13 protein-coding genes and 1 riboswitch are annotated in these 13,601 nt (G+C 68.7%); of the genes, 6 read left to right on the top strand and 7 right to left on the bottom strand.

Annotated elements, in window-relative coordinates; genetic code table 11:
- Nucleotides 1-46: 46 nt before the first annotated feature.
- Nucleotides 47-180, top strand: a riboswitch (FMN riboswitch).
- A 103-nt stretch (nucleotides 181-283) separates the two neighbouring features.
- Nucleotides 284-904, top strand: coding sequence for a 3,4-dihydroxy-2-butanone-4-phosphate synthase (gene ribB / locus AB0H36_RS08980; RefSeq protein WP_360518989.1), 621 nt, complete (start codon nucleotides 284-286; stop codon nucleotides 902-904).
- Here the strand turns inward: ribB and AB0H36_RS08975 are convergent.
- From AB0H36_RS08975 to AB0H36_RS08945, 7 genes are all read right to left on the bottom strand, one after another.
- Nucleotides 888-1,856 (bottom strand): transketolase C-terminal domain-containing protein, encoded by a 969-nt coding sequence (locus tag AB0H36_RS08975; protein WP_360518986.1) that lies wholly within the window; start codon nucleotides 1,854-1,856, stop codon nucleotides 888-890. The two genes, ribB and AB0H36_RS08975, sit on opposite strands and share 17 nt — an antisense overlap.
- A complete protein-coding gene (locus AB0H36_RS08970) occupies nucleotides 1,853-2,845 on the bottom strand; it encodes a transketolase (RefSeq protein WP_360518983.1) in 993 nt (330 codons plus the stop codon). Before AB0H36_RS08970 ends, AB0H36_RS08975 begins: the two co-directional genes overlap by 4 nt.
- Nucleotides 2,842-3,837, bottom strand: a complete 996-nt coding sequence (locus AB0H36_RS08965; RefSeq protein ID WP_360518980.1) for a sugar phosphate isomerase/epimerase family protein — start codon at nucleotides 3,835-3,837, stop codon at nucleotides 2,842-2,844. Before AB0H36_RS08965 ends, AB0H36_RS08970 begins: the two co-directional genes overlap by 4 nt.
- A gap of 33 nt (nucleotides 3,838-3,870) precedes the next feature.
- Nucleotides 3,871-4,767: a carbohydrate ABC transporter permease gene (locus AB0H36_RS08960; protein ID WP_360518974.1), complete on the bottom strand. Its 897-nt coding sequence runs from the start codon at nucleotides 4,765-4,767 to the stop codon at nucleotides 3,871-3,873.
- 115 nt (nucleotides 4,768-4,882) lie between these two features.
- Nucleotides 4,883-5,797, bottom strand: coding sequence for a sugar ABC transporter permease (locus AB0H36_RS08955; RefSeq protein ID WP_360518971.1), 915 nt, complete (start codon nucleotides 5,795-5,797; stop codon nucleotides 4,883-4,885).
- A gap of 9 nt (nucleotides 5,798-5,806) precedes the next feature.
- Nucleotides 5,807-7,105, bottom strand: coding sequence for an extracellular solute-binding protein (locus tag AB0H36_RS08950; protein ID WP_360518968.1), 1,299 nt, complete (start codon nucleotides 7,103-7,105; stop codon nucleotides 5,807-5,809).
- Nucleotides 7,102-7,998 carry a nucleoside hydrolase gene (locus tag AB0H36_RS08945; protein WP_360518965.1) on the bottom strand — a complete coding sequence of 299 codons (897 nt, stop codon included), beginning with the start codon at nucleotides 7,996-7,998 and terminating at the stop codon, nucleotides 7,102-7,104. Before AB0H36_RS08945 ends, AB0H36_RS08950 begins: the two co-directional genes overlap by 4 nt.
- A 123-nt stretch (nucleotides 7,999-8,121) precedes the next feature.
- On the opposite strand from AB0H36_RS08945, the gene AB0H36_RS08940 reads away from it, so the two are divergent.
- The 5 genes from AB0H36_RS08940 (at nucleotide 8,122) to AB0H36_RS08920 (ending at nucleotide 13,584) form a co-directional block, all read left to right on the top strand.
- On the top strand, nucleotides 8,122-9,531 hold the full coding sequence (locus tag AB0H36_RS08940; protein ID WP_360518962.1) for an FGGY family carbohydrate kinase: 1,410 nt from the start codon (nucleotides 8,122-8,124) through the stop codon (nucleotides 9,529-9,531).
- 180 nt (nucleotides 9,532-9,711) lie between these two features.
- On the top strand, nucleotides 9,712-10,446 hold the full coding sequence (locus tag AB0H36_RS08935; protein WP_360518959.1) for a cupin domain-containing protein: 735 nt from the start codon (nucleotides 9,712-9,714) through the stop codon (nucleotides 10,444-10,446).
- Nucleotides 10,443-11,621, top strand: a complete 1,179-nt coding sequence (locus AB0H36_RS08930; RefSeq protein WP_360518956.1) for a Gfo/Idh/MocA family oxidoreductase — start codon at nucleotides 10,443-10,445, stop codon at nucleotides 11,619-11,621. The genes AB0H36_RS08935 and AB0H36_RS08930 overlap by 4 nt, the downstream gene beginning before the upstream one ends.
- On the top strand, nucleotides 11,618-12,772 hold the full coding sequence (locus tag AB0H36_RS08925) for a dihydrodipicolinate synthase family protein (protein WP_360518953.1): 1,155 nt from the start codon (nucleotides 11,618-11,620) through the stop codon (nucleotides 12,770-12,772). The genes AB0H36_RS08930 and AB0H36_RS08925 overlap by 4 nt, the downstream gene beginning before the upstream one ends.
- On the top strand, nucleotides 12,769-13,584 hold the full coding sequence (locus tag AB0H36_RS08920; protein WP_360518951.1) for a sugar phosphate isomerase/epimerase: 816 nt from the start codon (nucleotides 12,769-12,771) through the stop codon (nucleotides 13,582-13,584). Before AB0H36_RS08925 ends, AB0H36_RS08920 begins: the two co-directional genes overlap by 4 nt.
- The last annotated feature ends 17 nt before the right edge of the window (nucleotides 13,585-13,601 follow it).

The following is a 13,601-nucleotide window of genomic DNA, read 5'->3' as shown; positions in this document are numbered from 1 at the left end:
CCAAGGGTGGTTGTGACGGATAGACTGAGCGGCGAACAGCAAGACCACACGTGCTCTGGGGTCGGTGAAATTCCGAGCCGGCGGTGACAGTCCGCGACCCGCATGTCCGCAAGGAGATGCGGTTGACCCGGTGGAACTCCGGGACCGACGGTGAAAGTCCGGATGGGAAGACGCACGTGGCAGGTCTTCGCGGTGCGCTGTCGGCGTTTGCTGCCGTGGTGCCCGCGGAGCTTGTCGTTGCCCCGGAGTACGGCGCCAGTTTCACGCCGAGAGGACAACGACCGTGAGCACCGCGACCAAGACCCGGCTGGACACCGTCCGGCGCGCCATCGACGAGCTCGCCCTGGGACGGCCGGTCGTGGTCGTCGACGACGAGGACCGCGAGAACGAGGGCGACCTGACCTTCGCCGCGAGCCTGGCGACCCCCGAGCTGATGGCGCTGCTGGTCCGGCACACCAGCGGCTACGTCTGCGCACCCGCCGCACCGGAGATCCTCGACCGGCTCGAGCTGCCGCTGATGGTGCCGGACAACCAGGACAGCCTGCGGACCGCGTACACGGTCTCGGTCGACGCGAGCAGCGGGGTCGGGACCGGCATCTCGGCCGCCGACCGGGCCCGGACGGTCCGCGTGCTGGCCGATCCGGCGGCGCAGCCCACGGACCTGATCAGGCCCGGTCACATCCTCCCGTTGCGGGCAGTGCAGGGCGGTGTCCGGCAGCGGCCCGGTCACACCGAGGCCACGGTCGAGCTCGTCCGGCTGGCCGGGCTGCCGCCGGTCGGAGTGATCGGCGAACTGATGAACGACGACGGCACCCTGATGACCGGGCCCGACCTGCGCGCGTTCGCCGACACTCACGGTTTCGCGATGATCTCGATCGCCGACCTGGTCAGCTACTTGGCTTGAGCAGCCGGCGCGCGGCGTCCGCGATGCCGTCCGGCGAGAGCCCGTAGCGGTCCAGCAGGTACCCGGCCGACCCCGTGGGCGCGAACTCGGGGATCCCGAGGATCGACACCCGCGCCGGGTGCTGCTGTACGACGGTCTCCGCCACCGCACCGCCGAGGCCGCCGCCGGACACTGCCTCCTCCGCGGTGACGATTCCGGCCGTCTCCCGCGCGGCCGCGACCACGGCCTCGACGTCGAGCGGCTTCACCGTCGGCATCGACAGCACCCGGGCCGAGATCCCTTCGGTGGCGAGCTGCTCGGCCGCGGCCAGCGCCCGCCACAGCACCGTCCCGTTGCTGATCAGCGTCACGTCGTCACCGGCCCGGACCGTGATCGCCTTGCCGATCCGAAACTCGTAGTCGTCGGCGTACACCTTCGGCACGCTCATCCGGCTGACCCGGATGAACACCGGCCCGTCCGAGGCCGCCGCCCAGCGCAGCGCCGCCGCGGTCTCGATCGGGTCGGCCGGCACGATCACGGTCAGGTTGGAGATCGCCCGCAACCAGGCGATGTCCTCGATCGAGTGGTGCGTCGGGCCGAGCTCGCCGTACGCGACGCCCGGGCTCATCCCGCAGAGCTTCACGTTGGTGTTCGAGTAGGCGACGTCCGCCTTGATCTGCTCCAGCGCGCGGCCGGTCAGAAAGCAGGACGCGGCCGAGACGAACGGGATCCGGCCGCCGTTGGCCAGGCCGGACGCGACCCCGACCATGTCCTGCTCGGCGATCCCGACGTTGATCAACCGGTCCGGGAACGCCTTGCGGAAGCTGTTCAGCTTGCTGGACCCGACCGAGTCGTTCACCACCCCGACGATCCGGTGGTCCGCGTGCGCGAGCTCGGCGAGCGTCTCGACGTACGCGTCCCGGCAGTCGTACCGCGGCTGGTCGGCGATCGAGGCAGTCTCGACCATGCTCATCCGCGTCCTCGCTTCGCTCCGGGCGCGGATGAGACACGAGGCCGGCTGTGCTTGATGATGCCCTCGCTTCGCTCGGTCATTGGAAGCTCCTTGGTGTATCCGGGAACAACAGCCTCCAGCTCGGTCAGCGCCTGCTGGAACTCCGCCGCGTCCGGCACCCGGTGGTGCCAGGCGACGTTGTTGCTCATGAACGAGATCGGGTGCCCCTTGTGCGTGTGGGCGATCACGAAGGTCGGCTTGCCGGGCCGGAAGGGTACGGCAGACAGCACGTCGAGCAGCTCGCCGTGGTCGTGACCGTTCACCTCCACCACCGCGAACCCGAACGCCATCGCCTTCTCCGGCAGCGGGTCCAGGTCGTTGGTCTCCTTCGTGGTGGCGCCCTGCTGGAGCCGGTTCCGGTCGACGATCACGGTCAGCCGGTCCAGCTGGTACTGCGAGGCCGCCATCATCGCCTCCCAGTTGCTGCCCTCCTGCAGCTCGCCGTCACCGACCAGCACGTAGGTCCGGCGCATCGACACGTCCAGCTTGGCCGACAGCGCATGCCCGACCGCGACCGGCAGCCCGTGGCCGAGCGGACCGGTGTTCGCCTCGACCCCGGCGACCTTGTTCCGGTTCGGATGCCCGTTCAGGGCCGACTCGGGCTTGAGGAAGGTGGCGAGCTCGTCGACCGGCAGGAACCCGAAGGCCGCCAGCGTGGTGTAGAGCGCCCCGGCGACGTGGCCCTTGCTCAGGATGAACCGGTCGCGCTCGTGCGCGGTCACCGTGTCCGGCGTGATGTCGAGCACCGCGCCGTACAGGGTGGCCAGGATGTCGATGGCGGAGAAGTCACCGCCGATGTGGCCGGCGCCTGCGTGGTGGACCAGCTTGAGGTCCTGGATCCGGATCTGCCGGGCCGCCTCGGCGATGTGCGCCACCTGCTCGGCCCGGCTGCTGTGGATCGGCAGCCGCCCGAGCACCGGCATCGTGGTGTGTTCGACGGTCAGTGTCATGCGAGCTCCGCCATCGAACTCAGGAGCACCTTCTGCACCAGCTTCTGCGCGGCCAGCGCGTCGTGCGACGCCTGCGCCGCGGCCAACGCCTCGTCGTCAAGTACGTCGAGCGCGTGGTGCACCGCCTTGAGGAACCGGATCGCCTGCTTGGCCGCCTCGACGCTGTCCTCGCGGAACGGGAACTGGTCCAGCTGCCAGACACCCTCCCAGTTGTTCTTGCGCAGCGTGTGGAAGAACTCGAACGTCTCGACCAGGTGCACCGAGCCGACCACCATGTCGTCGTCCCAGCCGCGCAGGTTGTCGTTCACGTCGATCGCGAACAGCCGGTTGTAGTCGATCGCCAGCTGGGCGGCGTCGGCCGGCGTCTCCTGGCCGTACAGCGAGTGGCCGAAGTCGAGCAGGATGCCGAGGTTCGGCAGGCCGATCTTCTCGATCCCGAGCAGCGTCCGGGCGACGTTCGGGAAGATGATCTTCACCCGCGGCTCGCGCGGCTTGTACTCGATCACGAAGTTGATGTCCGGGTGCGCGGAGACGAGCTCCTTCAGGCCGTCCAGCGCGAGGTTCCAGATGTCGCGGTAGTCCACCTGGAACGGGTAGTCCCAGCCGTCCTGACCGGGCCAGAGCTTCACGTACGAGCAGCCCAGGTCCTTGGCCAGCTCGGTGGCGTTGTGCATCAGCTCCAGCGCCTGCTTGCGGACGCCGGGATCGGGGTTGGTGAAGGATCCCTTGACGAAGTCGCGGGTGTAGATCTCCGGGGTGATCGCGATCGCCTTCAGGTTGTTGCGCTTCAGTGCCTCCTTGACCTCGTCGAGCGCCCCGTCGTACCCGGCGAACGGCCAGTTCAGGTCGACGACGGACAGGTCGCCGACGGCGCCGGCCCGGTCGATCTGCTCGAGCAGGCCGACCGGGTCGCCGTACCCGTCGGTGGCGTAGCGGTCCTTGTACGTCGCGAAGTGCCAGATACCTGCGCCGAAGACCGGCATGTCAGTCATTGGTGGTTACTCCTTCGTGTGGGGCGGTTTCGGTCAGCCCTTGAGAGAGCCGGCGGTGAGGCCGCCGACGATCCAGCGCTGCAGGAGGGTGTACGCGATCAGGATCGGCACCACGGCGATCAGGATGCCCGCCGCGAGACCGGTGTTGTTGTTGGCGAACTGGCCCTGGAAGTTGAGCAGTCCGACCGGGATCGTCTTGTTGGCGTCGGAGTTCAGCAGGATCAGCGCGAACAGGAACTCGTTCCAGGTCGCCACCGCGTCCAGGATCGCGACCGTGACCAGCGCCGGCAGGGACAGCGGGAGCACGATCGTGAAGAACACCCGCCAGTCGCCGGCGCCGTCGACCTTGGCGGCCTCGATGATCTCGTCCGGGATCTGCCGGAAGAACGACTGCAGCACCAGCACCTCGAACGGGATGCCGAAGGCCAGGTACGGCCCGATCAGCCCGAAGATGCTGTCGGTCGCGCCGGCCTGACGCATCATGATGAACACCGGGACGATGGTGATGTAGATCGGGATGGTCAGCCCGAGGAACACCGAGAACATCACGGTGGTGCGGAACTTCATCCGCAGCTTGGCCAGCGCGAACCCGAGCATCGCCGCGATCAGCACGCCGAGCGGCACCTTGATCAGCGCCAGCAGCGCGCTGTTGCGGTAGGTGGTGGCGAAGTTGCCGATCCCCCAGGCGTCCTTGAAGTTCGACCAGGTGAACTGGTCCGGCCAGGACAGCGGCCCGTTGCCGATGAAGTCCGACAGCGGCCGGACCGCGGTGATCACCAGCAACGCCAGCGGCGAGATCCAGAACAGCGCCACCACGACGAGCACCAGCGTGATGACCAGGCCCTTGCGGCCCTTCGGCTCCTGGCTGACCGGCTCGGTCTGCTGCAGTACGACGGGCGCGTCGACCCGCACGGGTGCGATCGAGGTCATGGGGCCTCCCGGCCTGGACTGAGGAACGGAGGGAGCGAAGCGACTGGAGAGACGAGGGAAGGCCGGGAGTTCCAGCCCCATGACCTGCCGCGCGGCAGCGCGGCATTCAGCACAGTCATGACGCCTCCTTCGTCTGGGACCGGACGTACGGGATGCCGACGGCGACCGCCACCAGGGTGATCACCACGGCGATCGCGGTGCCGTAACCGGCCTGGTAGTACTGGAAGACGTTGGCGTACATCCACGTCCCCATCACCTGCGTCGCCGTACCGGGGCCGCCGTACGTCATCGCGTAGATCATGTCGAAGACCTTGAACGAGTCGATCAGCGACAACGCCAGCACGATGTAGTGGGCCGGCCGCAGGCTCGGCATCGTCACGTGCCAGAACTGTTGCCAACGGCTCGCACCGTCGACCGTCGCGGCCTCGTAGAGCTCGTTCGGGATCCCTTGCAGGGCGGCCAGGTAGAGCAGCATCGGGAAGCCGGTGCGCAACCAGATGGCCGGCACCATCACCGCCCACAACGCGGTCGAGTCCTGCCCGAGCCACGGCTGCGCCAGCCCGTCCAGCCCGAGCAGCCGCAGGAACGAGTTGATCGCGCCGTACTGCGGGTTGTACAGCCAGCCCCAGATCGAGGCGATCGAGACCAGCGGGAGGACGGCGGGCGTGTAAAAGATCAGCCGCAGGATCGGCTTGCCGTGCACCTTGCCGTTCAGCGCGATCGCCAGCGCGAGCCCGATGATCGTCGGGACCGCGATCGTCACGACGGTCCAGATCACGTTGTTCCGGACCGCTGTGACCACGACCGGGTCCTTGGGCAGGTCGACGTAGTTCTGCAGCCCGACGAAGTTGTACGTCGCGCTCAGGCCGTCCCAGTCGGTCAGGCTGAACCACAGTGACGACAACGCCGGGTACACCAGGAACGCGACGTACACCACCAAGGCGGGCAGGGCGAACAACCAGGGTGACCACTTGCCACCCTTCTTGGCCTTCGCGGCCTTGGCAGGCTTGGACAGTGCGACCGTCGCCATCAGCCCTACTCAGCCCTTCGCCCAGGCGGAGACGATCTCCTGCATCTTCTTCGCCGCGGCCTCCGGCGTGACCGATCCCTGCAGCAGGTCGCTCTGCACGCTGAAGTACTGGTCCGCCTCCTTCTTCGGGAAGGCCTGGTCCTGGATCGTGTAGAACGGGTTGCTCCCGTACTTCTGCGCCCACTCCGCCGACAGCGGCAGCGCCTTCGGGTCCGGCTCGGCGCCCTTGACCGTCGAGGCGCTGACCTGCATCGCCTTCTGCGTCTCGGGCTTCACGATGAAGTCGATCAGCGCCGCGGCCTTGTCGGCGTTCCCGGTCTTGGCGTTGATCATGTAGCCCTCGACGAAACCCGAGTGCCGGGCCGGCTGCTGGTCGGTGGGCAGCTCGAAGTTGCCGAACGCGGCCGGGCTCTTCTTCGCGGTCAGGATCGCGGCCGCCTCGGTCCACGGCCCCGTGATCGTGTACGCCGTCTTGCCCTGGACGTACGCCGGCTCGATGTCGGCCGGGTCGAGACCCAGCGCGCCCTGCGGCACCCACTTCTTGTCCTGCCACTTCTTGAACAGCGCGAACGCCTCGACCACCTCGGGCCGGTCCCAGCTCTCGTCGCCGGTCAGCAGCTTGTCGTGCAGCTCCGGGCCGGCGGTGTGCTCGAGCAGGTACTCGAACAGCCGCATCACATGCCAGCCGTACTTGCCGCCGGTGCCGAGTGGCGTCACCCCGACCGCGACGAGCTTGTCGTTGATCGCCTCCAGCTCGGCGTACGTCGTCGGCGGGCCGCTCACGCCGGCCTTCGCGAACAGCGACTTGTTGTACCAGGCGCCGATGCCGAGGGAGACGAACGGCACCCCGGACTTCACGCCGTCGAACGTCATGCCGCCGATCGCCGCGGTGTTGATCTTCGAGTCCCAGCCGTACTTGGAGTAGTACGGCGACAGGTCCAGCGACTGCTTCGCCTTCGCGAACGGCGCCCCGATCTGGCCGCCCCAGATCCGCCAGACATCCGGGCCCTTGCCACCGAGCAGCTCGGTGCGCAGCTTGTCCGGGTACACCGCCGCCCCCGAGCCGGGCAGGCTGTCGACGGTCGTCGTCGTACCGTTCTGCTCGTCGAACTTCTTGACCTGCGCCCGCAGCAGGCCGATCGTCTCGTCGCCCTCGTAGGTGAACAGGCGCAGATTGTTCGAGGCCGCGCCGGTGGCGCCGCCGCTCCCGCTGGTCGACGTGCCACCGCCGGTGCAGGCGGACAGACCGACGCCGGCTGCGGCGGCGGACGTGAGACCGAGGAATCCACGGCGGGTGAAGGTGTTCATTGAGTGCTCCTTTGCCGGGCGAAGCGGCGGATCTTGGCGAACATGTCTTCCAGCAGGAACCGGACGTCGACGTGCTCGCAGACGCTGATGGGGTTGTCGGTCCCGGGCAGGTACCAGCCGTCCACGCCGAAGCGCGGCGCCGGCCGGACCCGCATGTCCCCGCTGCGGGGGAAGAGCATCAGGGCGATCGCGGGTGAGTCACCGAGGGACCGGGACTCGATCGGCTCGCCGTGGTGGGTGGCGTTCCACTCGTGCAGCTGCTCGATCAGGTACTTGCCGAGCGGCCCGGCGTCGCCGATCTTCTCGTCGAGCTCCGCGTAGCTCACCGAGACCTTCGTGTAGACGTCGCTCGGCACCTGCCAGACCGTCATCCCGGAGCCGAACACCACGTTCGCGGCGTGGATGTCGTTGGACAGGTTGAACTCGATCCCCGGGTACGTCGTGTAGCCGTCGTAGCCCCGGCCGCCGATCCAGATCACGATCACGTCCCGGTGCACGATCTCCGGGTCGAGCAGGATCGCCGAGGCCATGTCGGTCAGCGGGCCGAGGAACGACACGAACAGCGGGTCGTCCTTCGAGGCCAGCTTGGACTCCTCGATGATCAGCCGGGCGCCGGGCGAGTCCAGCGGGGTCTGCTCGTCCGGGATCCCGGTCGGCGCCCCGTCCGCGACCGGGACCTGGCCGGTCAGGTCCATCAGGTCCAGCAGCAGCTCGATCTCCTCGCGCGACTCTTCCATGCTCCGGTCCGACCGCCGGGTCCCGAAGTGCGCGGCGATCAGCCCGCGGATGTCGAAGGTGGGCGACAACAGCCCGTGCACGATCGCGAACTGGTCGTCCGCCTCGTTCTTGGCGTCCGTGTTGATGATCACCCGGCGTCTACTCGGCTTCGCCACCCTGAGATCCAATCTTTGAATAGATATTCAATAGTGCATAACCTGTCGACCTGAGTTTCACCACGGGGCTAGAGTCCCGTCAAGACCTCAGTTGAAAGTTGTCCAATCGGGAGGGCGCTCGACGTGGGTGGATCTGCCGTGCTTGCGGTCGACCAGGGCACGACCAACTCCAAGGCGGTGCTCGTCGCCGCGGACGGCGCCGTGCTGTCCACCGGATCCGCCCCGGTCGGCCTCTCGACGCCACACCCCGGGTGGGCCGAGCAGGACGCCGAAGGCATCTGGCAGAGCGTGCTCGCTGCGATCTCGGCGTGCTTGGAGTCCGCCGGCGCGGTTGAGGTGGCCGGAATCGCCTTGTCCACACAACGTGAGTCGGTCGTCGGGTGGAGGGACACGGGCGAGGCGGTCGGACCGGTGATCGGTTGGCAGGACGTCCGGACGACCGCCTGGTGCGCCACGCTTCCAGTCGAGCTCGATGACCTGGTCCGCGAGCGCACCGGACTGCGGGTGGACGCGATGTTCTCCGCACCCAAGCTGCACTGGCTACTCGAGAACTCGAAACCCGATCGCGTCGGCACCGTCGACTCCTGGCTGGTCCACCGGCTGACTGGTTGCCAAGAGCATCTAATAGAAGCCGGCAACGCGTCACGCACCTTGCTGTACGACGTTCTCGACCTCGACTGGTCCGCGTCGTTGCTCGACGCCTTCGCCGTACCGCGGTCGGTGCTGCCGGAGGTCCGGCCGTCGAACGGCGGATTCGGCCACACCAAAGGCGTTCCGGGACTCGCCGACGGGATCCCGATCGTCGCCGTGCTGGCCGACTCGCATGCGGCGATGTACGGGCAGGGTTGCACGCGAGCCGGGATGATCAAGGCGACGTACGGGACCGGGTCGTCCGTGATGACGCCGGTCGACGCGTTCGTCGCGGACGGTTGCACGCTCGCGTGGTTGACGGATCAGCCGCTCTACGCGCTCGAAGGGAACATCGTGTCGTCCGGCGCCGCGCTCGCGTGGACGGCCGGCATGCTCGGACTGCCCGATGTCGGGGCGCTGGTGGAGTTGGCGGACACCGTGCCGGATGCGGGCGGCGTCGTACTCGTGCCGGCGTTCGCCGGACTCGGGGCGCCGCACTGGGATCGCGACGCCCGCGCGGCGCTGACCGGGATGAGCAGTTCGACCACTCGCGCGCACATCGCGCGGGCATCCGTGGACGCGGTCGCGCACCAGATCTGCGACATCGTCGACACCATCCCGGGCACGCCCGGGCGACTTCGGGCCGATGGCGGCGCGACCGTCTCAGGTCTGCTGATGCAGACCCAGGCCGATTTGCTCGGTCACCCGGTCGAGGCATCGGACGTCGCCGAGGTCAGTGCGCTAGGCGCCGCCGAGCTCGCCTGGACCACCCTCGGCGAGACGACAGGCTGGGCTGATAGGCGCACCGCACGCACCTTCGAGCCGGCGATCGACGCTGCCTCTCGCGCCGACCGCCGTACCCGCTGGGCCGAGGCCGTCGCCGGGGTCCGAACGGCCTCCTGACTACCCAGCGCACACGCCTGGATGACGACGGTTCCGGAACCGCTCGCCTGACACCGTTGTCCGGATGCGGTCGGACATCGCTTTCCGTTACAGGTTGACTCGTCGTGACAGCACACCTAAGGTTGCGGTCACAAGCCCTGGAAAGCCCTTTCCAAGGCGGATGGCGAGGGAGGCTTCGGCATGTGCGAGTTCGAGCCCGGTGCTGCGGTGGCGCTCCCGGGCGGGATCGGCATCTCGCGGCTGTCGGTGTACGACGTCGAGGCCCCGGACGGCCTGGTCGGTGGGACGCCACACGTCCACCTCGCCTGCTCCGAGGGGTACTACGTGATCGCCGGCACCGGCGCGGTCCAGACGCTGACGCCGAAGGGCTTCGCCGAGACCCCGCTGCAGGCCGGCGCCGTGGTCTGGTTCGACCCCGGCACCATCCACCGACTGGTGAACGACGGCGGGCTGCAGATCCTCACCCTGATGTCGAACTCCGGACTCCCCGAGGCCGGCGACGCCGTACTGACGTTGCCGCCCGAGCACCTGACCGACCGCGAGACGTACCTGCAGGCGACCGCCCTCACCGGTGAAGGTGAGGCCCGGACCGCGTCCGCGATGGCCCGCCGCGACCTCGCGCTCGAGGGTTTCGCCGTACTGCGGGAGTCGTGCGAGGCGCAGGGCCCGACCGCGCTCGACGACTTCTACGCGGCCGCGGTCCAGATCGTCCAGCCGCAGCTCGCCGACTGGCGCCGCCGCTGGGAGCAGGGCGCCCGCCGGCTCGCCGACGAGACCGGCGCGGCGCTGGACGCCCTCGAGGCCGGCACGGCGCCGCACCTGCAGACCGCTGAGCTCCATCGACTTCCCGCCCCTACCGAGTTCGGCCGGCACGGCATGTGCGGTCGCCTCGACATCTACGACATCACTTCGTGAGAGGCAAGACTGTGAACGAGCGACGCATCGGCATCGTGATGAACGGAGTCACCGGCCGGATGGGCCTGCGCCAGCACCTCGAGCGCTCCATCGTGGCGATCCGTGAGCAGGGCGGCATCCCGGCCGCCGACGGCAGCATGATCATCCCCGAGCCGATCCTGGTCGGCCGCAACGAGCTCAAGCTGCGCCGGATCGCGGAGACCTACGGCCTGACCCGGTGGACCACCGACCTGGCCGAGGCGCTGGCCGAGGCGGACGTGGAGATCTACTTCGACTCCCAGCTGACCCAGCTGCGCGAGAAGGGTGTCCGCGCGGCGGTCGAGGCCGGCAAGGCGATCTACTGCGAGAAGCCGATCGCGGAGGGCCTGGAGGCCGCCGTCGACCTGGCCCGCCTGGTCCGCGACTCCGGGCTGAAGAACGGCGTGGTCCAGGACAAGCTGTCGCTGCCCGGCCTGCGGAAGCTGAAGCGGCTGGTGGACGGCGGGTTCTTCGGCCAGATCCTCTCGGTCCGCGGCGAGTTCGGCTACTGGGTCTTCGAGGGCGACTGGCAGGAGGCGCAGCGGCCGTCCTGGAACTACAAGTCCGAAGAGGGCGGCGGCATCATCGTCGACATGTTCTGCCACTGGCGGTACGTGCTCGACCAGATCTTCGGCGAGGTCAAGTCGGTCTACTGCCAGGGCGCCACCCACATCCCGACCCGGTACGACGAGCAGGGCCAGGAGTACACCGCCACCGCGGACGACGCGGCGTACGGCGTCTTCGAGCTGGAGGGCGGCATCGTTGCCCAGATGAACTCGTCCTGGGCCACCCGGGTGTTCCGCGACGAGCTGGTCGAGTTCCAGGTCGACGGCACCGAGGGCAGCGCGGTCGCGGGCCTGCGCCGCTGCCGGGCGCAGCACCGCTCGGCGACGCCGAAGCCGGTCTGGAACCCGGACCTGCCGGCCACCGAGCAGTTCCGGGATCAGTGGGCCGAGGTGCCGGACAACGAGGACTTCGACAACGGCTTCAAGGTGCAGTGGGAGATGTTCCTGCGGCACGTGGTCGACGACGCGCCGTTCACCTGGGACTTCGTCGAGGGCGCCAAGGGTGTGCAGCTCGCCGAGCTGGGCCTGCAGTCGTGGCGCGAGGGCCGCAAGCTCGAGGTGCCGCCGCTCGACCTCGAGGCAAAGCCGTGACGCTTTCACTGCGGTTGCCCGGCCCGGACGGGCTGGGCACCTACCAGCTGGCCGGCGAACCGGTTGCTCAGGGCACCTATGAGCCGGCCCGGAGCCGGCTGGCCTTCGCGGCGGCCCATGTCGTGGCGGACCCGCTGGGTGACAACTCGCCGGGGCAGCCCGCGGTGGTCGACTGGGAGCACACGCTGGAGTTCCGGCGGCACCTGTGGTCGCTCGGGCTGTCGGTCGCGGAGGCGATGGACACCGCGCAACGCGGGATGGGTCTGGACTGGCCGGCGACGCAGGAGCTGATCCGGCGGTCCGCCGCAGAGGCTCCGAACGGCCGGATCGCGGTCGGTGTCGGCACGGATCAACTTGCCGCAGGCAACCATGCGCTGGAGACCGTGATCGGCGCCTACGAGGAGCAGCTGGCGGTCGCCGAGGAGGTCGGCGCACAGCCGATCCTGATGGCCAGCCGGGCCCTGTGTGCGGCGGCGACCTCGCCGGACGACTACCGGAAGGTGTACGACCGGCTGCTGAGCCAGTCGTCCCGCCCGGTCATCCTGCACTGGCTGGGTGCCATGTTCGACCCGGCGCTCGACGGCTACTGGGGCAGCGATTCACTCGACACTGCCGCCGACGTGGTGGTCGAGCTGATCGGCGACAACATCGCGAAGGTCGACGGCATCAAGGTCTCGCTGCTCGAGGCCTCGCGTGAAGTTGCCCTGCGCAACCGCCTGCCCGAGGGCGTGCGGCTCTACACCGGCGACGACTTCAACTACCCTTCTCTGATCAAGGGCGACGACAACGCTTACAGCGACGCGCTGCTCGGCATCTTCGCGGCCATCGCCCCGGCGGCCGCGGCCGCGTTGAAGGCGCTCGACGACGGCGACCTGCAGCGGTACGACGAGGTGTTCGAGCCGACCGTTGCGCTGTCCCGGCAGATCTTCTCGGCGCCGACGTACTACTACAAGACCGGAATCGCCTTCCTGGCGTGGCTGAACGGCCACCAGCCTGGGTTCTCGATGGTCGGTGGCCTGCAGACCGGGCGGTCGCTGCCGCATCTGGCGGACACGTTCCGGCTCGCTGACCAAGCCGGCGTACTGACGAATCCGGAGCTGGCCGCGTCGCGGTTCCGGCAGCTGCTGCGTGTGGGTGGTGTGGACGCGTGAACCGCTACAGCCTGAACCAGGCGACGACGAAGTACTGGCCGCTCGAGGATGTCGTCGCGGCCAGCGCGAAGGCCGGGCTGTCCTGGATCGGCCTGTGGCGTGAGCCGATCCAGGAATACGGCGTCGACCAGGCGGCCAAGCTGGTCGCGGACGCCGGCCTGAAGGTGTCGTCGTTGTGCCGGAGCGGGTTCTTCACCGCGACCGACCCGGTCGAGCGGAAGGCGAAGATCGAGGACAACCGCCGCGCTATCGACGAGGCGGCGACGATCGGCACCTCCGTGCTCGTGCTCGTCAGCGGCGGCCTGCCGCCGGGGTCACGGGACATCGACGGAGCCCGGGCGATGGTCCGGGACGGTCTGGCCGAGCTGGCGCCGTACGCCGAGGAACGTGGCGTGAAGCTTGCGGTCGAGGCCTTGCACCCGATGTTCTGCTCGGACCGGTGCGTGGTGTCGTCGCTGTCCGGAGCCCTCGACCTGGCCGAGCAGTTCCCGGCGTCGCAGGTCGGCGTGATCGTGGACGCTTACCACTTGTGGTGGGACGCGGACGTTTACCGGCAGATCGAGCGGGCCGGTGAGCGGATCCTGTCCTACCAGGTGAGCGACTGGGTCGTGCCGCTGCCCGAGGACACGCTGCTCGGCCGCGGCATGATGGGCGACGGCTCGATCGAGCTGCGCCGGCTGCGCGAGGCCTGTGACGCGGCCGGGTACGACGGGCCGATCGAGGTCGAGATCTTCAACCAGAAACTGTGGGACGCGCCCGGTCAGGAGGTCTTCGACCTGGCGCTGGAGCGGTACCAGGAGCACGTCGTCTAGCTACCGAGGAGCTGCCT

This window comes from Kribbella sp. NPDC050820 (assembly GCF_040653975.1).
GTDB lineage: Bacteria > Actinomycetota > Actinomycetes > Propionibacteriales > Kribbellaceae > Kribbella.
Note: the sequence above shows the minus strand (reverse complement) of the source record. Positions and strands in the feature narration are given on the sequence as shown.

Coding starts and splice junctions, on each gene's coding strand:
- AB0H36_RS08970 (WP_360518983.1), bottom strand. CDS start 2,845: ATGACACTGACCGTCGAACACACCACGATGCCGGTGCTCGGGCGGCTG.
- AB0H36_RS08955 (WP_360518971.1), bottom strand. CDS start 5,797: ATGGCGACGGTCGCACTGTCCAAGCCTGCCAAGGCCGCGAAGGCCAAG.
- AB0H36_RS08950 (WP_360518968.1), bottom strand. CDS start 7,105: ATGAACACCTTCACCCGCCGTGGATTCCTCGGTCTCACGTCCGCCGCC.
- AB0H36_RS08935 (WP_360518959.1), top strand. CDS start 9,712: ATGTGCGAGTTCGAGCCCGGTGCTGCGGTGGCGCTCCCGGGCGGGATC.
- AB0H36_RS08975 (WP_360518986.1), bottom strand. CDS start 1,856: ATGAGCATGGTCGAGACTGCCTCGATCGCCGACCAGCCGCGGTACGAC.
- AB0H36_RS08965 (WP_360518980.1), bottom strand. CDS start 3,837: ATGACTGACATGCCGGTCTTCGGCGCAGGTATCTGGCACTTCGCGACG.
- AB0H36_RS08960 (WP_360518974.1), bottom strand. CDS start 4,767: ATGACCTCGATCGCACCCGTGCGGGTCGACGCGCCCGTCGTACTGCAG.